The organism is Geodermatophilus sp. SYSU D01186 (assembly GCF_054050215.1).
In genome coordinates, this window is sequence record NZ_JBJGYW010000017.1 from 98,848 (window position 1) to 118,346 (window position 19,499).

At 74.0% G+C, this 19,499-nt stretch carries 18 protein-coding genes; 6 read left to right on the plus strand and 12 right to left on the minus strand.

Features of this window, described 5'->3' with window-relative positions; genetic code table 11:
• Positions 1 to 39 precede the first annotated feature (39 nt).
• From whiA to uvrC, 4 genes are all read right to left on the minus strand, one after another.
• Entirely contained in the window at positions 40 to 1,020 is a 981-nt protein-coding gene (gene whiA, locus ACI784_RS14285; RefSeq protein WP_097205997.1) for a DNA-binding protein WhiA, read from the minus strand.
• Between the two features lie 118 nt (positions 1,021 to 1,138).
• Positions 1,139 to 2,125, minus strand: a complete 987-nt coding sequence (locus ACI784_RS14290; protein WP_457013907.1) for a gluconeogenesis factor YvcK family protein — start codon at positions 2,123 to 2,125, stop codon at positions 1,139 to 1,141.
• Positions 2,125 to 3,096 (minus strand): RNase adapter RapZ, encoded by a 972-nt coding sequence (gene rapZ, locus ACI784_RS14295; protein WP_456923766.1) that lies wholly within the window; start codon positions 3,094 to 3,096, stop codon positions 2,125 to 2,127. The genes ACI784_RS14290 and rapZ overlap by 1 nt, the downstream gene beginning before the upstream one ends.
• A 73-nt stretch (positions 3,097 to 3,169) precedes the next feature.
• Positions 3,170 to 5,203, minus strand: coding sequence for an excinuclease ABC subunit UvrC (uvrC, locus tag ACI784_RS14300; protein WP_457013908.1), 2,034 nt, complete (start codon positions 5,201 to 5,203; stop codon positions 3,170 to 3,172).
• A 169-nt stretch (positions 5,204 to 5,372) separates the two neighbouring features.
• Between uvrC and ACI784_RS14305 the strand changes: the two genes are divergently transcribed.
• The 4 genes from ACI784_RS14305 to ACI784_RS14320 are packed head-to-tail and all read left to right on the plus strand — an operon-like array spanning position 5,373 to position 9,409.
• Complete coding sequence (locus ACI784_RS14305) at positions 5,373 to 6,752, plus strand: hypothetical protein (RefSeq protein ID WP_456923768.1); 1,380 nt, start codon at positions 5,373 to 5,375, stop codon at positions 6,750 to 6,752.
• A complete protein-coding gene (locus ACI784_RS14310) occupies positions 6,727 to 7,608 on the plus strand; it encodes an alpha/beta fold hydrolase (protein WP_457013909.1) in 882 nt (293 codons plus the stop codon). The genes ACI784_RS14305 and ACI784_RS14310 overlap by 26 nt, the downstream gene beginning before the upstream one ends.
• 15 nt (positions 7,609 to 7,623) lie before the next feature.
• On the plus strand, positions 7,624 to 8,499 hold the full coding sequence (locus tag ACI784_RS14315) for an alpha/beta fold hydrolase (protein WP_457013910.1): 876 nt from the start codon (positions 7,624 to 7,626) through the stop codon (positions 8,497 to 8,499).
• 34 nt (positions 8,500 to 8,533) lie between these two features.
• The gene (locus ACI784_RS14320; RefSeq protein ID WP_456923771.1) at positions 8,534 to 9,409 is read left to right on the plus strand and encodes an alpha/beta fold hydrolase; all 876 of its coding nucleotides are present in this window, start codon (positions 8,534 to 8,536) and stop codon (positions 9,407 to 9,409) included.
• A 16-nt stretch (positions 9,410 to 9,425) separates the two neighbouring features.
• On the opposite strand, the gene ACI784_RS14325 is transcribed toward ACI784_RS14320, so the two are convergent.
• From ACI784_RS14325 to ACI784_RS14355, 7 genes are all read right to left on the minus strand, one after another.
• On the minus strand, positions 9,426 to 9,836 hold the full coding sequence (locus ACI784_RS14325; protein WP_456923772.1) for a universal stress protein: 411 nt from the start codon (positions 9,834 to 9,836) through the stop codon (positions 9,426 to 9,428).
• Positions 9,833 to 11,401, minus strand: a complete 1,569-nt coding sequence (locus tag ACI784_RS14330) for a tripartite tricarboxylate transporter permease (protein WP_456923773.1) — start codon at positions 11,399 to 11,401, stop codon at positions 9,833 to 9,835. The genes ACI784_RS14325 and ACI784_RS14330 overlap by 4 nt, the downstream gene beginning before the upstream one ends.
• Positions 11,402 to 11,977, minus strand: coding sequence for a tripartite tricarboxylate transporter TctB family protein (locus ACI784_RS14335; protein ID WP_456923774.1), 576 nt, complete (start codon positions 11,975 to 11,977; stop codon positions 11,402 to 11,404). It abuts the gene before it with no gap.
• Positions 11,974 to 12,954: a Bug family tripartite tricarboxylate transporter substrate binding protein gene (locus ACI784_RS14340; protein WP_456923775.1), complete on the minus strand. Its 981-nt coding sequence runs from the start codon at positions 12,952 to 12,954 to the stop codon at positions 11,974 to 11,976. Before ACI784_RS14340 ends, ACI784_RS14335 begins: the two co-directional genes overlap by 4 nt.
• A 37-nt stretch (positions 12,955 to 12,991) precedes the next feature.
• Positions 12,992 to 13,273: a hypothetical protein gene (locus ACI784_RS14345; RefSeq protein WP_456923776.1), complete on the minus strand. Its 282-nt coding sequence runs from the start codon at positions 13,271 to 13,273 to the stop codon at positions 12,992 to 12,994.
• Positions 13,274 to 13,431: 158 nt separating this feature from the next.
• Positions 13,432 to 16,323 carry an excinuclease ABC subunit UvrA gene (gene uvrA, locus ACI784_RS14350; RefSeq protein WP_456923777.1) on the minus strand — a complete coding sequence of 964 codons (2,892 nt, stop codon included), beginning with the start codon at positions 16,321 to 16,323 and terminating at the stop codon, positions 13,432 to 13,434.
• Between the two features lie 164 nt (positions 16,324 to 16,487).
• Entirely contained in the window at positions 16,488 to 17,924 is a 1,437-nt protein-coding gene (locus ACI784_RS14355) for an amidase (protein WP_456923778.1), read from the minus strand.
• 49 nt (positions 17,925 to 17,973) lie between these two features.
• On the opposite strand from ACI784_RS14355, the gene ACI784_RS14360 reads away from it, so the two are divergent.
• Positions 17,974 to 18,642, plus strand: a complete 669-nt coding sequence (locus ACI784_RS14360; protein WP_456923779.1) for an MBL fold metallo-hydrolase — start codon at positions 17,974 to 17,976, stop codon at positions 18,640 to 18,642.
• 64 nt (positions 18,643 to 18,706) lie between these two features.
• Positions 18,707 to 18,877, plus strand: a complete 171-nt coding sequence (locus ACI784_RS14365; protein ID WP_456923780.1) for a hypothetical protein — start codon at positions 18,707 to 18,709, stop codon at positions 18,875 to 18,877.
• A 261-nt stretch (positions 18,878 to 19,138) separates the two neighbouring features.
• On the opposite strand, the gene ACI784_RS14370 is transcribed toward ACI784_RS14365, so the two are convergent.
• Positions 19,139 to 19,297, minus strand: a complete 159-nt coding sequence (locus ACI784_RS14370) for a hypothetical protein (protein WP_456925022.1) — start codon at positions 19,295 to 19,297, stop codon at positions 19,139 to 19,141.
• Between the last annotated feature and the right edge of the window lie 202 nt (positions 19,298 to 19,499).

The following is a 19,499-nucleotide window of genomic DNA, read 5'->3' on the forward strand; positions in this document are numbered from 1 at the left end:
AGCGGCCCCCTGCAGGGTCCCGCGCCGAGGGTCCCTCCTCTACTGGGCGAGCATGTCCTCGGTGACCACCGACTCGGTGTCGGGGATGCCGAGGTCCTTGGCCCGCTTGTCGGCCATCGCCAGCAGCCGGCGGATCCGCCCGGCGACGGCGTCCTTGGTCATCGGCGGGTCGGCGCGCTGGCCCAGCTCCTCCAGCGAGGCCTGGCCGAACTCCAGGCGCAGCCGGCCGGCGACCAGCAGGTGCTCGGGGGCGTCGCCGTTGAGGATCTCCAGCGCCCGCTCCACCCGCGCACTCGCGGCCACCGCGGCCCGCGCCGACCGGCGCAGGTTCGCGTCGTCGAAGTTGGCCAGCCGGTTGGCCGTCGCCCGGACCTCGCGGCGCATGCGCCGCTCCTCCCAGGCCAGCACCGCGTCGTGGGCACCCATGCGGGTCAGCAGCGCGCTGATCGCGTCGCCGTCGCGGACGACGACGCGGTCGGCGCCGCGCACCTCGCGCGCCTTGGCCGCGATGCCCAGCCGCCGGGCGGCCCCGACCAGGGCCATGGCGGCCTCGGGACCGGGACAGGTGACCTCGAGGGACGACGAGCGACCGGGCTCGGTCAGCGACCCGTGCGCCAGGAAGGCCCCGCGCCAGGCGGCCTCGGCGTCGTTGATCCCGCCGGAGACGACCGACGGCGGCAGCCCGCGGACGGGGCGGCCACGCTGGTCGACCAGGCCGGTCTGCCGGGCCAGGCCCTCGCCGTGCTTGGCGATGCGCACCAGGTAGCGCACGCCGCGGCGGATGTTCCCGCCGGCGAGCACGCTGACCCCGCTGGTGTACCCGTAGACCTCGCTGATGTCGCGGCGCAGCCGTCGGGCCACCGAGCCGGTGTCGAGCTCGGCCTCGATGACCACCCGGCCACCGACGATGTGCAGGCCGCCGCTGAACCGCAGCAGCGCCGTCACCTCCGCCTTGCGCTCGGAGGTCTTGGTGCACTCCACCCGAGACAGCTCGTCCTTGACCATGGCCGTCATCGCCATGCCATCCACCCCCACGTTCCCCCGGGGTAACCAGGCCCCATCTGCGACGTCCCCTCTTCTCCCCCACGTACCGGTGCCGGTACCAGAGGTTCCGGTACTCGGCGCCGGATTTCCATGCCTAACGCGCCCCCACGGCCGACTCGAGCGCCGCCGCGAGGCGGACCGGGTCGTGCCGCGGTGCCCCGTCGAGCTCGGCCACGGGAGCCAGGACCAGCTCCGCACCGCACTCGCGCACCGCAGACAGGAGACCACAGCGGTCAACCACCGAGTCGACATCGGCGATCACCGTGTGCAGCGCCACTCCGCCGAGGTGGGCACGCAGCACCGTGAGGTAGTCCTCCGGCGAGAACCCGTCGGTCTCTCCCGGCTGCGGCACCAGGTTGAGCACGACGACGACGCGGGCGCAGGTGGTGGCCAGCGCCGCCCGCAGCCGGGGCACCAGCAGGTGCGGCAGCACCGAGGTGTACCAGGAGCCCGGGCCCAGGGAGACGACGTCGGCGGCGGCGATCGCGTCGAGCACGGCCTCGTTCACCGGCGGGTCCGGCGGCGAGACGATGATGTCGCGGACCCACCCCGGGGTGCTGGCGATCGCCGCCTGCCCGCGGATGGTGCGGGTCCGCGCCGGGTCGTCGGGGTCGCTGCTCTCCACCCGCGCCACGAGGTCCAGCGGGACGTCGGCCATCGGGAGCACGCGGCCGCGGGCGCCGAGCAGCCGGCACAGGTCGTCGAGCGCCCGGACGGTGTCACCGCCGTGCATCTCCGCCAGCCCGGTGAGCATGAGGTTCCCCACGGGGTGCCCGGCGAGGACCCCGGTGCCGCCGAACCGGTGCTGCAGCAGCCGGCCCATCTCCCGGGTGTGCTCCTCGTCGTCGGCGAGGGCCGCGAGCGCCATCCGGAGGTCGCCCGGTGGCAGCACCGGCATCTCGCGGCGGATGCGCCCCGAGGAGCCGCCGTCGTCGGCCACGGTGACCACCGCGGTGAGGTCGGTGGTCAGCCGTCGCCAGGCGCCCAGCGCGGCGGCCAGCCCGTGGCCGCCGCCGAAGGCCACCACGCGCAGCGGTCGCTCCGGCTCCGCGCCTCGCGGCGCGGTGGTCGGGGCGCCCACTACTCCCGGCCCAGGTCGCGGTGCTGGACGGCGACGTCGATGCCGTCGGCGGACAGCCGCCGCGCGAACTCCTCCGCGATCGCCACGCTGCGGTGCTTGCCGCCGGTGCAGCCCACGGCGAGCGTCAGGTACCGCTTGCCCTCCCGCCGGTAGCCGGGGATGAGCAGGCGGAGCACGTCGGTGTAGCGGTCGAGGAACGGCGACGCCGCCTCCTGGCTCAGGACGTAGTCCCGCACGTCGGGGTCCTGGCCGGTGTGCGGCCGCAGCTCGGGCAGCCAGTGCGGGTTGGGCAGGAACCGGGCGTCGACCACGAGGTCGGCGTCCAGCGGCAGGCCGTACTTGAACCCGAAGCTCAGCACGGTGGCCGTCAGCGGCGGCGTCTGGCCCTCGCGGGCGAAGGCGTTCTCCAGCGTGGCCCGCAACTGGTGCACGTTGAGGTCGCTGGTGTCCACCCACAGGTCGGCCTCGCCCGCGATGCCGGTCAGCAGCGCCCGCTCGGCCGAGATGCCGTCGATCAGCGTGCCGCCGCCCTGCAGCGGGTGCTCCCGGCGGTTGGACTCGTACCGGCGGACCAGGACCTCGTCGCGGGCGTGCACGTACACCACCCGCGGGCGGTGCCCGGCCCCGGCGAGGACGCGGATCGCCTCCTGCAGGTCGCTGGAGAAGGCCCGGCTGCGGACGTCGACGACGGCGGCGAACCGGCGGACGTCGCCGCGGCCCCCCAGCTCCACCATCGGCAACAGCAGCGCGGGCGGGAGGTTCTCGACGACGAACCAGCCGAGGTCCTCCAGCACCCGCCCGGCGGTGTTCTTGCCGGCGCCGGACAGCCCGGTGACGACGACGACGTCCAGCGGCTGGGTCTCGGCGGACTTCGCGTCCAGCGGCGGGGGGACGTCGGTGTGCGGGTGCCCCGGGGCGCCCGGCGCCGTGCCGAAGGCCCCCGGCCCGTGGGTGCGGGTCAGCTCGTTCACGCGCCCTCCTCGCCGGCGCTCGTCGGACGCGTGACCGGCGTTGCTGTGCTCATGCGTGAGCTCGCGAGCTCGCTCACGAGGCCACCAGCCCGACCTCGGCGGTGGCGCCGGCACCGGGCTGCGGGGTGCCCCGCTCGGCGGGCCCGGCCGGGGCGGTGGTGCTCTCCACGACCTCCTCCGCGGGCTCGGCGTCGGCGGCCGGCTCGGCGACCGCCGCCAGCACCGCCTCCGCCGTGCGCCGGCCGATGCCGGGCACGGCCACCAGTTCCTCGAGGGTCGCGGCCCTCAGCCGCTTGAGGGACCCGAACTGCTTCATCAGCGCCTTCCGCCGCGTCTCCCCGAGACCGGGGACGTCGTCCAACAGGGAGACCAGCATGCTGGTGGACCGCTTCTGCCGGTGGTAGGTGATCGCGAACCGGTGCGCCTCGTCGCGGACCCGCTGCAGCAGGTACAGCGCCTCGGAGGTGCGCGGCAGGATCACCGGGTCGCTCTCGCCGGGCAGCCACACCTCCTCCATCCGCTTGGCCAGCCCGCAGACGGCGACGTCCACGACGCCCAGCTCCTCGAGGGACCGCGCGGCTGCCGCCACCTGCGGGGCGCCGCCGTCGACGACGAGCAGGTTCGGCGGGTAGGCGAACCGGCGCGGCCGGCCCTCCTCCGCGGCGATGCCCTGCTCGTCCTTGCGGTCGGCCTCCTCCTTGAGGTGGCGGGCGAACCGGCGGCGCACCACCTCGGCCATCGCCGCGGTGTCGTCGGTTCCGTTCGTGACGGAGAAGCGGCGGTAGTCGGACTTCTTCGCCAGGCCGTCCTCGAAGACGACCATGCTGGCCACGACGTTCGTGCCCTGGACGTGCGAGACGTCCATGCACTCGATCCGCAGCGGGGCGTCGGGCAGCTCGAGCGCCTCCTGGAGCTCCGACAGCGCCAGGGAGCGGGCGGTGAGGTCGCTGGAGCGCTTGACCCGGTGCCGGGCGAAGGCCTCCTTCGCGTTGCGTTCCACCGTCTCCAGCAGCGCCCGCTTGTCCCCGCGCTGCGGCACCCGCAGGGAGACCCGCGACCCGCGCAGCTCGCTGAGCAGGTCGGCGTAGACGTCGGCGTCGTCGGGCAGCTCGGGGACCAGCACCTCGCGCGGCACCGCCTCCCCGGCCTCGCCGGCGCCGGTCTGCTCGTCGACGCCGCCGTACACCTGGAGCAGGAACTGCTCGACCAGCTCGCCGGTGGTGACCTCCTCGACCTTGTCGACGATCCACCCGCGCTGGCCGCGCACCCGCCCGCCGCGCACGTGGAAGACCTGGACCGAGGCCTCCAGCTCGTCCTGGGCGAAGGCGACGACGTCGGCGTCGGTGCCGTCACCGAGGACGACGGCCTGCTTCTCCATCGCCCGCCTGAGCGCCCCCAGGTCGTCGCGCAGCCGGGCGGCCTTCTCGTACTCCATCGCCTCGGCGGCGGCGGCCATCTCCCGCTCCAGCCGCTTGACCATCGACTCGGTGCGCCCGGCCATGAAGTCGCAGAAGTCGTCGACGATCCGCCGGTGCTCCTCGGCGGAGACCCGGCCGACGCAGGGTGCGGCGCACTTGCCGATGTAGCCGAGCAGGCACGGCCGGCCGATCTGCCCGGCCCGCTTGAAGACGCCGTTGGAGCAGGTGCGGGCCGGGAACACCCGGGTCAGGGTGTCGAGCGTCTCGCGGATGGCCCACGCGTGGGCGTAGGGCCCGAAGTAGCGCACGCCCTTCTTCCTGGGCCCGCGCATGACCTGCAGCCGCGGGTACTCCTCGTTCAGCGTCACGGCCAGCGACGGGTAGCTCTTGTCGTCGCGGTAGCGGACGTTGAACCGGGGGTCGAACTCCTTGATCCAGTTGTACTCGAGCTGGAGGGCCTCGACCTCGGTGCCGACGACGGTCCACTCGACGCTGGCGGCCGTCGTCACCATCTGCCGGGTGCGCGGGTGCAGGCCCGCGACGTCCGCGAAGTAGCTGTTCAGCCGCTGCCGGAGGCTCTTGGCCTTGCCGACGTAGATGACCCGCCCGTTGGGGTCGCGGAACTTGTAGACCCCCGGGTCCTCCGGGATGCTGCCGACCGCCGGTCGGTACGTGGACGGGTCGGGCATGGGTCCCAGGTTAGGTGGGACGGACGACGGTTCGCCCGGGCACCGGGATGGCAGCGGTCACTCGAACCACATCCGTGTGATCCGTCCCGGGACCTCCGCCCCTTGCCCACCCGCGGCACCCGGCACCAGCCTCGGACGGACAGGTCGTCCTCCCCCAGGGGTGCCGCCCATGAGCTCGATCCAGGACCCGACGAGCCCGGCCCGCACGACGCCGATCCCCGAGGCCCGCACCGCCCCGCCCACCCTGACCGACCCGCTGGCCGACCTCGCCGCCTTCCCGCTGGTGGAGGCCCTGTTCGGACGGCGTTCCCGGCGCTTCGCCCTCGGCGACGAGATCCCCGACGGCCCGCTGGCCCACCGGTCGCGGCACGACCCGGTGCCGCTGACCGAGCTCGAGCGGATGCTCGTGCTGAGCGCCATGGGCGGGACCACCGGCTGGCACTACTCGATCACCCGCAACGCCCACTACGCACCCCACCCGGCGAACTACGCCGGCGGGGCGGCCGGGCGCACCTTCCCGTCCGCGGCCGGGTTCCACACCGCCGAGCTGTTCTTCACCGACGACTCGGGCGTGTACTTCTTCCCGACCCGGGACGCCGGTGCGCTCGTCGACCCCGCCACCGAGGACGTCACGCCCGAGCTGATGGTGGAGCGGCACCGCGGCCGCGTCCGGCAGCTGTCCGACCGGCGGCTGCACCTGCCCCGGGAGGAGCCCTACCTCGAGGGGCACAACACCTGGTGCGTCAACGTGCCCGGCTCCCTGCTGGTCATCCCGGTCGCCGACATCGCCCAGCACCTGCTGGCGATCCTCTGCTTCTTCACGCAGAACGGGTACGCGGTCTTCGACGACGTCAACGGGCGGGAGATCCCGGGGCTGGACCGGTTCCGGCACCTGGTGGACGTCGACGCGCCCTTCCCGCTGACCTTCACCGAGCAGTACGCGCTGACCGAGGCCACCGCCGAGCTGGCGACCTGTTGCTTCGGCGGGGTCCTCGTACTGCAGGCGATGGGACTGGGCGGGTGGATGTTCGACGGGATCGACCGCTTCGCGGTCCTCGGGGCGTCCGGCGACCCGAACGTGCCCGGCCTCGGCTTCCGCCACGACGAGGACGAGCGCTGGGCGGTGCCCAACCCCACCGGCCTGCCCGGCGTCTTCGAGGCGTTCTGCCCGCCGCACCACGCGGACATGGCGGCTGCGGTGGAGGCCTTCGCCGAGCGCAAGTTCGGCGAGGGCGGTCCGTTCAACCCGCGCACGCCGGGCCCGTGGACCGACAGCCCCGGCTTCCGCGGCAGCGCCCAGGTGCACGACGCGGAGTTCAAGGCGTGCGTGGCGCTGCAGGCGCAGTACGTCCTGGACACCTTCGGCAAGTTCCCCGGCACCGTGCCGACGGTGTTCATCCTCAACTACGTCCAGGCGCACCACCTCGACCTGGAGTTCTACGACCGGTTCTTCCGGCCCGGCGCTTACCTGCGGACCCACGCCGAGCACATGCAGCGGTGGCACGCCGGGGAGGAGGGGCCCCGTGGGCACGCACGTCCCGGTCGGTGACCTCCAGGTCTGGGCCGAGCAGGTCGGGCAGGGGCCCGACGTGCTGCTGATCGGCGGGGCCGGCGACACCGTCGAGTCCTGGCAGTTCCAGCTCGGCGGGCTCGCCGACCGCTACCGGCTGACCGCGTTCGACACCCGCGGGGCCGGCCGGACGCCGATGCCCCGCGACCGGGTCACGATGGGGGTGCTGGCCGACGACGCGGCCGGCGTCCTCGACGTCCTGGGGATCGCGTCGGCCCACGTGGCGGGGTTCTCCGGGGGCAGCATCGTGGCCCAGGAGCTCGCGGTGCGCCGTCCCGACCTGGTCCGCAGCCTGGTGCTGCAGAGCACCTGGGCCGTGCCCGACGTGTACCTCCGGGCGTGGCTGGGGTTCGTCCGGTGGCTGGTCGCGGTCGCCCCCAGCGAGCGGGCGTTCGTCGAGGCCTTCTGCCTCGACCTGTACACCGCCCGCGCGCACGAGGACGGCACGGTGGCCGGCTTCGTCGAGGTAGTGCTGGCCTTCCCCCACAAGCAGGCGGCCGAGGACCTCCAGCGCTACCTGGACGCCCTGATCGACGACGACACCCCGGACCGCCCGGCGCGGATCACCGCGCCGACGCTGGTGCTGGCCGGCGGGGTCGACTCGATCGCCCGTCCGCCGTTGGGCCGCGTCGTCGCCGAGGCGAACCCCGCTGCGCGCTTCGAGCTGTGGGAGACCGAGTGCCACCAGCCGTTCCAGGAGGTGCCCGACCGCTGGAACGCCCGCGTCGACGCCTTCTGGCAGCAGGTCGCGGCGAGCACCCCGCTGCCGCGTGCCGCCCCCGACGACGCCCACCCGTCGCCGGACCGCCCGCCGGAGACGACCCGGCGCGGCTGACCGAGGAGGACCGAGATGGGCCGACACGTCGGGGCGGGCGACCTGGAGATCTGGACCGAGCAGGTCGGGCGGGGGCCCGACGTGCTGCTGATCGGCGGCCTCGGCGACACGGTCGAGTCGTGGCAGTTCCAGCTCGACGGGCTGGCCGACCGCTACCGGCTGACCGCGTTCGACAACCGCGGGGCGGGCCGGACGGCGATGCCGGCAGAGGGCGCCACCCTGGCGGCGATGGCCGACGACGCGGCCGGTGTCCTCCGTGCGCTCGGCATCCCCTCGGCCCACGTCGCGGGCTTCTCGGGTGGCAGCCTCATCGGCCAGCACCTGGCACTGCGGCATCCCCACCTGGTCCGCAGCCTGGTGCTGCAGAGCACCTGGGCGGTGATGGACTCGTACTTCCGCACGTGGCTGCGCTTCGTCGAGTGGCTGGTCGACAGCGCCCCGGACGAGCGGACGTTCCTGGAGTCGTTCTTCCTGTGGATCTACACACCGCGGGCGCACGACGACGGCACCGTCGCCGCGTTCATCGACGAGGTGCTCGCCTTCCCCCACAAGCAGTCGGCGGAGGACGTGCACCGCTTCCTCGCCGACATCTGGCACCACGACAGCACCGGATGGCTGCCGCGCATCACCGCGCCGACGCTGGTGCTGGCCGGCGGCATCGACCCCACGGCCCGGCCGGACCTCGGCCGGGCTGTCGCCGAGGCGATCCCCGGCGCCGTCTTCGAGGTCATGGCGGAGGAGTCCCACCAGCCGTTCCAGGAGGTGCCCGACCGCTGGAACGCCCGCGTCGACGCCTTCTGGCAGGACGTCGAGGCGCGCCTGGCTGCACCGGGTCCCCGGGCGGTCCCCGAGGGTGAGCGGCTGCCGGCCGGTGACCGTCCACCGTCCTGAGCAGGGTCGCCGGCCAGAGAGAGGGTCTCCCGAGATGGGCGAACACATCCGTGCGCGCGGTCTCGACATCTGGACCGAGCAGGTCGGGCAGGGCTCCGACGTCCTCCTGATCGGCGGCCTCGGGGACACCGTGGAGTCCTGGCAGTTCCAGCTCGACGGGCTGGCCGACCGCTACCGGCTGACCGCCTTCGACAACCGGGGCGCCGGCCGGACCGCGCTGCCCGACGGCCCGGTGACCGTCGCGGACATGGCCGGCGACGCCGCCGCCGTGCTCGACGCGCACGGCATCGCGTCGGCGCACGTCGCCGGCTTCTCCGGCGGGGCCAAGACCGCGCAGGAGCTGGCGCTGCGCCGGCCCGACCTCGTCCGCAGCCTGGTGCTGCAGAGCACCTGGGCAGCCATGGACCCCTACATGCAGGCCTGGGTGCGGTCCACCCGCTGGATGGTCGACGCCGTCCCCGACGAGCGCACCTTCCTCGAGGCCTTCTTCCTCCTCATCTACACACCCCGGGCACACGACGACGGCACCGTCGCCGTGATCATCGACGAGGCCCTCGCCTTCCCCTACAAGCAGGCACCGGAGGTGATCCAGCGGCACCTGGACGCGTGGGCCGCCCACGACACCACCGACACGCTCCCCCAGATCACCGCGCCCACCCTGGTGCTCGCCGGCGGGATCGACCCGGTGGTGCGGCCGGAGCGCGGCCGGGCGGTCGCCGACCTGATCCCGGGGGCGCTGTTCGAGGTGTGGGAGACCGAGTCCCACCAGCCGTTCCAGGAGGTCCCGGACCGCTGGAACGCCCGCGTCGACGCCTTCTGGCAGGACGTCGAGGCCCGCCCGGGGACGCCGCCGCCCCGGACGGCCGCGGACGCCGGGACGTCCCCGGCGGGAGCCGTGCGGCCCGGCTGACCTCGGGGCGCGCGGCTCACCGCGTCTCGCGCGGTGGGGACTTCACCGCCAGGACGGGGCAGTCGACGTCGAGCAGGATGCGCTGGGCCGCGCTGCCCATGAGCAGCTTGCCCACCGCCGACCGCCGCCGCAGCCCGATGACCAGCAACTCCGCGCCGGTCTCGGTGACGGTGGCGGCGAGCTCCTCGGCGACGTCCCGGCCCACCGGCTGGCGCAGCTCGAAGGGCACCCCGGACACCGTCAGGTCGGCCTGCAGCTGCCGCAGCCGGTCGCCGAACAGGTACTCCTCGTCGACCAGCGCGTCACCGCGCGAGCTGTTGACGACGACCAGCCGCGCCCCCCGGCGGTGCGCCTCGGCGACCGCGTGCTCCAGCGCCGCCTGCCCCCGGGGGTTGGGGACGACGCCGACGACCACGACACCGTTCACCCAGCCCTCCCGTCGTTGCGGTTGGCGGCCGCCTGCTCGTGGTGGCGCAGTTCGCCGGTCTCCTGCAGTTCCTCGGGGGTCGACCGGCGGCCGCGGACCACGCGCAGCACGATCGGCACGACGAGGGCCAGGAGGGACAGCAGGAGCACGACCCGGCTGAACCACGTCTCGACCAGGACGCTCAGGTCGCCACCGCTGATGGCCAGCGCACGGCGGAGGTTGGTCTCGGCGATCGGCCCGAGGATCAGCCCGATGACCGCCGGCGCGACGGGCCAGCCGTAGCGCCGCATGAAGAAGCCGAGGAAGCCGAGCACCAGCAGCAGCACCAGGTCCAGCGGGTCGGCGTTGACCGCGTAGGACCCGAGCGAGGCGAACAGCAGGATGCCCGCGTACAGGTACGGCCGCGGGATGCGCAGCAGCTTCACCCAGATGCCGGCCAGCGGCAGGTTGAGCACCAGCAGCATCGTGTTGCCGATGAACAGGGCCGCGATCAGCGTCCAGACCAGCGTGGACTCCGTGGTCAGCAGGGTCGGGCCCGGCTGGATGCCGTAGCCCTGGAAGGCCGCCAGCAGGATCGCCGCGGTGGCCGAGGTCGGCAGCCCGAGGGTCAGCAGCGGGACGAGCACGCCGGCGGCCGCGGCGTTGTTGGCCGCCTCCGGCCCGGCCACCCCCTCGATGGCGCCCTTCCCGAACTCCTCGGGGTGCTTGGTGAGCCGCCGCTCGGAGGCGTAGGAGAGGAACGTCGGGATCTCCGCGCCGCCGGCCGGCAGCGCCCCGAACGGGAACCCGAGCGCGGTGCCCCGCAGCCAGGGCTTCCAGGAGCGGCGGAAGTCCTGGCGGGTCATGTAGCGACCGCTCGCGGCCATCACCTCGACCGGCCCGTGCCGCAGCCGGGAGGCGACGTAGAGGGCCTCCCCCACCGCGAACAGGGCCACCGCCACCACGACGACGTCGATGCCGTCGGACAGCTGTGGGACGCCGAGGGCGAACCGCTCCTGGCCGGTGAGGACGTCGGTGCCGACCAACCCCAGGTAGAGCCCGACGCCGAGGGACGCCAGGCCGCGCAGCGGGGAGGCCCCCAGCACCGTGGACACCGCGACGAAGGCGAACACGGCCAGCGCGAAGTAGTCCGCCGCGGTGATCCCGATCGCCAGGTCGACCACGGTGGGCGCGACCAGGGCGAGCAGCAGGGTGGCGATCGTGCCGGCCACGAAGGAGCCGATCGCCGCGGTGGCCAGCGCCGCGGCCCCGCGGCCGGCCTTGGCCATCTTGTTGCCCTCGAGCGCGGTCATGATCGAGCTGGCCTCGCCGGGGGTGTTCAGCAGGATCGACGTCGTCGACCCGCCGTACATGCCGCCGTAGTAGATGCCGGCGAACATGATGAACGCGCTGGTCGGCTCGAGGACGTACGTGATCGGCAGCAGCAGCGCCACCGTCATCGCCGGGCCGATGCCGGGCAGGACGCCGACCGCCGTCCCCAAGAGCACGCCGACGAAGGCGAACAGCAGGTTGACCGGCGTGAGGGCGTCGGCGAAGCCGGCGGCCAGGTCGGAGAGGGCGTCCATCTAGAACCAGCTCGTCGCGAGCTCGAGGAGGGTCCCGCCGGGCAGGGCCACGTTGAGCGCCTTGACGAAGATGATCCAGACGACGACCGCGGTGATGCCGCCGGCGAGCAGCGGCCGGACGATGCCGCGCGCCCCCAGGGCCCAGGCGACCGTGCCGAACATCAGGGTCACCGCCAGCGGCCAGCCGACCACGTTGATGAGCAGGGCCTGGGCGAGGAAGGCGGCGGCGATGATGCCCACCGCCCGCCAGTCCGTGCCGGCCGTCGGATCGACGTCCTCGCTCTCGTCGGCAGGGCCGCGGTCGCCGCGCCACACCCGGTAGGTGAGGGCGAGGGAGGTGGCGATGATGAGCCCGCCGACCAGGTACGGGAAGAACCGCGGCCCCACCGTGTTCGCCGACCCCGGCACGGCGATGCTGCCGGCGTCCAGGACCAGGTAGACGCCGAGCGCCCCGAGCAGGATGGCCATCACCAGCTCGCCGGTGCTCCGCCCGAGCTCCTCCGGCGGCGGGGCGGCGTCGGAGGGGGCGGCGTCGGCGGGGGTGGCGTCCGGTGCCGCGGGCTCGGGGGGGCTCACTGCACCAGGCCGATCTGCACCAGGATCTCCCGCACCCGCGCCTCCTCCTCGGCGAGGAACGCCCCGTAGTCGTCACCGGTGAGCAGGAGGTCGTCCCAGCCGTTGTTGGCCAGCGCCTCGGCCCACTCGTCGCTGTCGTGGGTGTCGACGACCAGCGCGATGAGGTCCTCCCGGGCAGCGTCGGTCATGCCGGGGCGGGCCATCACGCCGCGCCAGTTGGACACCTCAACGTCGAAGCCCGACTCGATCAGCGTGGGGACGTCGGGCACCTGGTCGCTGCGCTCGGGCGTGGAGACCGCGAGCCCCTTGAGGTCCCCGGAGGCGACCTGCGGCCCGTAGTCGGCCGTGCCGGAGATGCCGGCGGTGACCTGCCCGCCGAGCAGCGCCGACAGCGACTCGCCGCCGCCGGAGTACGGGATGTAGTTGACCTGCCCGGGGTCGATGCCGGCGGCCTGGGCGAGCAGGCCGGCGAGGATCTGGTCGGTGCCGCCGGCCGAGCCGCCGGCGATGGGCGTGTTGGCGGGGTCGGCCGCCCAGACCTCGACGAAGCCCGCGACGTCGTCGAAGGGCGCGTCGGGCGGGGCGACGATCAGCTCCGTCTCGCCGATCAGCCGGGCGATGGGCGTGACGTCGGTGAGCCGGGTGGAGGAGTCGTTGGTGTCGACGGCGCCGACCATGACCAGGCCCATCATCATCAGCAGGGCGTCGTCGTCCTCACGGGCGAGCTGGCCGAGCCCGATGACGCCGCCGGCGCCCTCGACGTTGAACACCTGCACGTTGCGCGCGAGGCCGCTGCTCTGGATCGTCCGCTGCATGACGCGGGCGGTGGTGTCCCAGCCGCCGCCCGGGCTGGCCGGTGCCATGATCCGCAGCCGGGAGAGGTCGCCGGGGCGGACGACCGTGCCCGCGCAACCGGCCAGGGCGCCGAGGACGGGCGCGGCCACCACGCCTGCGAGGAACGACCTGCGGCTGAGCACGAGCCCACCTCCGGGCGAGGCGACGTGGCGTCCCGGGTCAGCCCACGGGACGCGACCGCCGCGCCGCTGGCGCCCAGTTCTGGGGCGCGACCCGGCGGACCAGGCGCACCGTGCGGCGGACCAGCACCAGTGCCGACACCACCCCGGCGCCGCCGGCCAGGAAGGCCACGACCCCGGGCGCCGCCGTACCCGTGGCGACAGGCACGGAAACGGCGAGGACGGCGAGCAGGACCAGGGTGGACCCGATCCCGGGGCCGTTCCCCACCGGCGAACCGCAGTTCGACAGGTCCGGGTCGCAGTCGGGCGTGAGCGCGCTCATCGCGGCCCAGCGGTCTGGTGCAGGACAGCGCCCATGCGCGTCTCCTCCGTCGGGGACCCCCATCACGCCAGGTCCTGGGCGTGATGTCTGTCACAGGGACGGTACGACGACGGCCACTCCTCGCTCAAGACGTGGAGTGGCCGTCGGCGCTGGTGGGCTCAGCTGGCCTTCTTGCGCGCCCGCTTCTTGGGGGCGGCGGCCGCGGCCACCGACTCGGGGTCGAGGATCCGGGCCAGGTACCGGCCGGTGTGGCTCTCGGGCACGCCGGCCACGAACTCCGGCGGCCCCTCGGCGACGACCGTGCCGCCGCGGAACCCGCCCTCGGGACCCATGTCGATGAGCCAGTCCGCGCTCTTGATGACGTCGAGGTTGTGCTCGATGACGACCACCGAGTTGCCCTTGTCGACCAGGCCCTGGAGCACGAGCAGCAGCTTGCGGATGTCCTCGAAGTGCAGGCCGGTGGTGGGCTCGTCGAGGACGTAGATGCTGCGGCCGTTGGACCGCTTCTGCAGCTCGCTGGCCAGCTTGACCCGCTGCGCCTCACCGCCGGAGAGAGTGGTCGCGGGCTGGCCGAGCCGCACGTAGCCGAGCCCGACCTCGGTGAGGGTGCGCAGGTACCGGGCGATCGCCGGGATGGCGGCGAAGAAGTCGGCGGCCTCCTCGATCGGCATGTCGAGGACCTCGGCCACCGTCTTGCCCTTGTAGTGCACCTCGAGGGTCTCCCGGTTGAACCGGGCGCCCTTGCACACCTCGCAGGGGACGTAGACGTCGGGCAGGAAGTTCATCTCGATCTTCAGCGTCCCGTCGCCGGAGCACGCCTCGCAGCGGCCGCCCTTGACGTTGAAGCTGAACCGGCCCGGCAGGTAGCCGCGCACCTTCGCCTCGGAGGTGCTCGCGAACAGCTTGCGGACGTGGTCCCAGACGCCGGTGTAGGTGGCCGGGTTGGACCGGGGGGTGCGGCCGATCGGCGACTGGTCGACGTGCACCACCTTGTCCAGGTGCTCCAGGCCGGTGACGGTCCGGTGCCGGCCGGGCACCAGGCGCGCCCGGTTCAGCTGGTTGGCCAGCACCGTGTAGAGGATGTCGTTGACCAGGCTGGACTTGCCCGAGCCGGAGACGCCGGTGACGGCCACCAGGCAGCCGAGCGGGAACGTGACGTCGACGCCGCGCAGGTTGTGCTCGCGGGCGCCCTTGACCACCAGCTCGCGGCCCGGCGTCGGCTCCCGGCGCTTCTCGGGGACGGCGATCTCCTTGCGGCCGGACAGGTACTGGCCGGTCAGCGACCGCTCGCTGGTGAGGAGGTCCTCGACGGTGCCGCTCACGACGACCTCGCCGCCGTGCTCGCCGGCGCCGGGGCCGATGTCGACGACCCAGTCGGCGGTCTTGATCGTGTCCTCGTCGTGCTCGACGACGATGAGCGTGTTGCCCATGTCGCGCAGCCGGACCAGGGTCTCGATCAGCCGGGTGTTGTCCCGCTGGTGCAGGCCGATGGAGGGCTCGTCGAGGACGTAGAGGACGCCGACCAGCCCGGAGCCGATCTGGGTGGCCAGCCGGATGCGCTGCGCCTCACCGCCGGCGAGGGTGGCCGCCGGCCGGTCGAGGGACAGGTAGTCCAGGCCGACGTCGACCAGGAAGGACAGCCGCGCCTGGATCTCCTTGAGCACGCGGTCGGCGATCGCCCGCTCGCGCTCGCCGAGCACCAGCGCGCCCAGCCAGTCGGACGCCTCGCCGATCGACAGCCCGGTGACCTCGGCGATGGAGCGGCCGTTGAGCTTGACCGCGAGGATCTCCGGCTTCAGGCGGGTGCCGTGGCACACGGGGCACGGCACGTCGCGCATGTAGCCCTCGTACTTGTCCCGCATGTAGTCGCTGTCGGTGTCCTCGTGCCGCCGCTCGAGGAACGGCAGGACGCCCTCGAACGCCGCGTAGTAGCTGCGCTCGCGGCCGTAGCGGTTCTTGTAGCGGACGTGCACCTGGTCCGGCGAGCCGTGCAGCACGGCCTTCTGCACCTTGGCCGGCAGCCGCTCCCACGGATCGTCCATGGAGAAGCCGAGCTGCTGGGACAGGCCGGTGAGCAGCCGGGTGAAGTACTCGTTGCTCATCGACGTCGACCACGGCGCGATGGCGCCCTGGGCCAGGCTCTTCTCCGGGTCGGGCACGACGAGGTCGGGGTCGACCTCCTTGCGGGTGCCGATGCCGGTGCACTCCGGGCAGGCGCCGAACGGCGAGTTGAAGGAGAACGACCGCGGCTCGAGCGCCTCGAAGGACAGGCCGTCGTCGACGCAGGCCAGGTGCTCGGAGAAGGTCCGCTCGCGGTGCGGGTCTTCCTCCGCCAGGTCGACGAAGTCGAGGACGACCAGGCCCCCGGCCAGGCCGAGCGCGGTCTCGACCGAGTCGGTGAGCCGGCGCTTCGCGCTCTCCTTGACGGTGAGCCGGTCGACGATCACCTCGATCGTGTGCTTCTCCTGCTTCTTGAGCTTCGGCGGCTCGGTCAGCTGGTGGACGACGCCGTCGACGCGGACCCGGGAGAAGCCCTGGGTCTGCAGCGAGCTGAACAGGTCGACGTACTCGCCCTTCCGGGCGCGGACGACGGGGGCGAGCACCTGGAAGCGGGTGCCCTCCTCCATGGCCAGCACCTGGTCGACGATCTGCTGCGGCGTCTGCCGCGAGATGGGCTTGCCGCAGTTGGGGCAGTGCGGCTGGCCGGCGCGGGCGTACAGCAGCCGGAGGTAGTCGTAGACCTCGGTGATCGTGCCGACGGTCGACCGCGGGTTGCGGTTGGTCGACTTCTGGTCGATCGAGACAGCCGGGCTCAGGCCCTCGATGAAGTCGACGTCGGGCTTGTCCATCTGCCCCAGGAACTGCCGGGCGTAGGCCGACAGCGACTCGACGTACCGGCGCTGGCCCTCGGCGAAGATGGTGTCGAAGGCCAGGCTCGACTTGCCCGAGCCGGACAGGCCCGTGAACACGATGAGCGCGTCGCGGGGCAGGTCGAGGTGGACGTCCTTGAGGTTGTGCTCGCGGGCGCCGCGGACGACGAGGCGGTCCATGTGTTCCCTGTCGGTCGCTGGAGCGTGGATTGCGGGTGCGCGGCGCCGTCGGTACCCGGTGCCGATGTCCCTACGGAGACAAGTCGTCGCGCTGCGTGCCTGTTCCCCGGCTGGGCCGTGACCTGCGTGATGCCGGTCAACCCCCGTGCCGGGAGGGGAAGAGGTCAGCCGGACGCCGCGACCGCGGGCTCGGTGGGGTCGAAGACCGGCGCGTACCGGCGCCACGGCTGTCGCCGTTCCAGCTCTCCGGCGAGCCAGAGTAGTCGCGTCTCGGCGCCCGGGGGGCCGGCGAGCTGGACCGCCAGGGGGTGGCCCTCGGGCCGCACGCCGGCCGGGAGCACCAGCGCGGGCAGGCCGGCCAGGTTCCAGGCCGCCGTCCACGGCGCCCAGCGGGCGTTGGCCGTGACGTTGGCCAGGAACCCGCGCTCGTGCCACGGGCGGGCGGACAGCGGCGGACCCGTCGTCACCGGGGTGAGCAGGAGGTCGACGTCGTCGAAGAAGGCGGTCGTCCGGTCGCGGAACCGCTCGGCGGTGGCCGGCCGGACCAGCCCGGCCCGGCGGACGAGCCGGCCGATCCGCACGTGGGTGCGGCTGCGCGGCTGGAGGTCGGCGGTCGCGATGCCCAGGTGCTCGGCGTCGTCGGCGGCCCCGGCCATCCACCGCGCGATCGCCCCCGCCGCGGCCGCGGGGGGAACCGGTGGGTCGCGCCGGACCACGGTGTGCCCGGCGGCGGTGACCGCCGCGACGGTCCGCTCGACCGCCTCCAGGGCCGGGGCGTCGGCCCGCACGCCCGGCAGCGGCGACCGGGTGGAGACGGCGATGCGCAGTGGCCGGCCGGGTGCCGCGGGCGGTACCGGCTGCTCCCCCGCCAGCACCGCGTGCGCGAGGGCGAGGTCGGCCACCGTCGTCGCCAACGCCCCGTTGACGGCCATGCCGGACCAGTCGTCGGCGCCGATCCCGCCCGGCACCACGCCGCGGCCGGGCTTCAGCGTGACCAGCCCGCAGGCGGCGGCGGGCAGGCGCAGCGACCCCATGCCGTCGTTCCCGTGCGCCAGCGGCACCGAGCCCGAGGCGACCGCCGCGGCGCTGCCGCCGGAGCTGCCGGCCGGGGATCGCGCGGTGTCCCAGGGGTTGCGGCTGACCGCGCCGGGACCGTCGGTGGAGGCGTAGAGGCACAGCTCGGGGGCGCGGGTGATGCCGACGACGACGGCGCCGGCGGCGCGCAGGCGGGCGACGACGGGGTGGTCCTCGGTCGCGCGGCGGCTCGGGCAGGCCGGCGACCCGTCGGTGCAGACCTCGCCGGCCACCGCGACGTTGTCCTTGACCGCGACCGGCACCCCGGCGAGCGGCAGAGCACCCCGGCCGGGGCGGGCGTCGACCGCGGCCGCCTCGGCGAGCGCGGCCTCGCGGCGGACCACCCGGAAGGCCCCGACGCGCGCCTCGACCCGGTCGAGGTGGGCCAGGTGCGCGCGCACCACCTCGACCGCCGTCAGCTCCCCCGCCCGCACGCGTGCGGCCAGCTCGGTGGCCGGGAGACCCACGACCGTGCCCGGCCCACCCTCGACCCGGGCCCCGAGCGGCAGACCTCCGCTAGCGTCCATGCCAGGACCGTAACCGCGGCCAGCGACACTTCTCGAACGGAGTCCAGGCATGACCTCGGGGACCTACACCGGCGACGTCGAGGTGGGCGGGCCCGCCGACGTCCGGGAGCTGCCGGGCCTGACGATCAGCAAGATCGCGGTCAGCGAGATGGCCAACAACGCCTACCTGCTGCGCTGCACCGCCACCGGCGAGGCGCTGCTCGTCGACGCCGCCGCGGAGCCCGAGACGCTGCGCGCGTTCATCGGCGACGCCCCGGTCCGCACCGTCGTCACCACGCACGGGCACTGGGACCACCACCGCGCCCTGCCCGAGGTCGTCGAGGCGACCGGCGCCGTCACCGTCGCCCACCCGGCCGACGCCGGCGACCTCCCGGTGCCCGTGCAGCGGCCGGTCGAGCACGGCGACACGGTGGCCGTCGGGGAGCAGGTGCTCGAGGTGGTGCACCTGCGTGGGCACACGCCGGGCAGCATCGCGCTGGTCTGGCGCGGCCCCGAGGACGCGGGCACGCACGTGTTCACCGGCGACAGCCTGTTCCCCGGCGGCGTCGGCAACACCCAGAAGGACGCGCAGCGCTTCGCCAGCCTCATCGACGACGTCGAGCAGCGGCTGTTCGGCACCCTGCCCGACGACGCATGGGTGTACCCGGGCCACGGCAAGGACACGACGATCGGCGCCGAGCGCCCCCACCTCGGCGAGTGGCGCGCCCGCGGTTGGTAGTTCCCGGCGGCCTCGCGGCGAGCTGGCCGACCCAACGCACACTTCCGTCGAGGGGGTGGTCGTCATGATCGAGCCGAAGCCAGGTGTCGGACGCCACGCCGCTGACATCGACTTCACGACGCTGCCGGAGCCCATTCCCCTTGCGCACACGGTGGTCGAGCAACCGGCGGCCCCTCATGTACCGGTCGATGGCAGCTCGGATGGCGCCGTCGGCGGCGACGACGGGGGTGACTGATCGCTCCCGTCGGAGCTCACGGTCCTCGCCCCAGGGCGAGGCGTCTACGTCCCGGCGCCCGCGCCGGTTCTCCGCGTGGCCGGACCCGGCAGCTCCGGGGGGGGGGTTTCCCCCGGCAACCCACGCCCGGGGCAGCCCGCCCCCCCCCCCCCCCCCCCCCCGCCCCCCCGCGGCCCCCCCCCCCCCCCCCCCCCCCCCCCCCCCCCCCCCCCCCCCCCCCCCCCCGGGGGCTCCCGTACTCGGGCACCGTCGTCCGCCGGGTCAGCGCCGGTGCATCGTGCGCCGGCGCAGGACGAGGATCGCGACGACAGCTCCCAGCGAGGCGACGAGGAGCAGCGCCGCGAGCCACACCGGCACGGTGCTGCCCGGGTCCACCAACCTGGAGACCGCGACGACGGCCGCGCCCGCAGGCCCGATCACCAGCAACCGGGACGGCGGCTCCCGCCTCCGCACCGGATCAGCCACCACGGTCCCGCCCCGCGTCGGACATGCCCCGGCGGCTAGACGAGTAAGTCCTATCGGCGGGCAGGGCCGAAGGGCGCTGTAGGCGCAGGCGGAGGGTGCCCAGGCTCGGGGTGTGAGAACCGACCTAAACACCCTCCTGACCGCACTGTATGTCTGG

What these genes read in the sequence shown, in the direction of transcription:
- whiA (WP_097205997.1), bottom strand. Translation starts at nt 1,020, where the DNA reads ATGGCGATGACGGCCATGGTCAAGGACGAGCTGTCTCGGGTGGAGTGC.
- uvrC (WP_457013908.1), bottom strand. Translation starts at nt 5,203, where the DNA reads ATGCCCGACCCGTCCACGTACCGACCGGCGGTCGGCAGCATCCCGGAG.
- ACI784_RS14305 (WP_456923768.1), top strand. Translation starts at nt 5,373, where the DNA reads ATGAGCTCGATCCAGGACCCGACGAGCCCGGCCCGCACGACGCCGATC.
- ACI784_RS14315 (WP_457013910.1), top strand. Translation starts at nt 7,624, where the DNA reads ATGGGCCGACACGTCGGGGCGGGCGACCTGGAGATCTGGACCGAGCAG.
- ACI784_RS14320 (WP_456923771.1), top strand. Translation starts at nt 8,534, where the DNA reads ATGGGCGAACACATCCGTGCGCGCGGTCTCGACATCTGGACCGAGCAG.
- ACI784_RS14330 (WP_456923773.1), bottom strand. Translation starts at nt 11,401, where the DNA reads ATGGACGCCCTCTCCGACCTGGCCGCCGGCTTCGCCGACGCCCTCACG.
- ACI784_RS14345 (WP_456923776.1), bottom strand. Translation starts at nt 13,273, where the DNA reads ATGAGCGCGCTCACGCCCGACTGCGACCCGGACCTGTCGAACTGCGGT.
- uvrA (WP_456923777.1), bottom strand. Translation starts at nt 16,323, where the DNA reads ATGGACCGCCTCGTCGTCCGCGGCGCCCGCGAGCACAACCTCAAGGAC.
- ACI784_RS14355 (WP_456923778.1), bottom strand. Translation starts at nt 17,924, where the DNA reads ATGGACGCTAGCGGAGGTCTGCCGCTCGGGGCCCGGGTCGAGGGTGGG.
- ACI784_RS14360 (WP_456923779.1), top strand. Translation starts at nt 17,974, where the DNA reads ATGACCTCGGGGACCTACACCGGCGACGTCGAGGTGGGCGGGCCCGCC.
- ACI784_RS14365 (WP_456923780.1), top strand. Translation starts at nt 18,707, where the DNA reads ATGATCGAGCCGAAGCCAGGTGTCGGACGCCACGCCGCTGACATCGAC.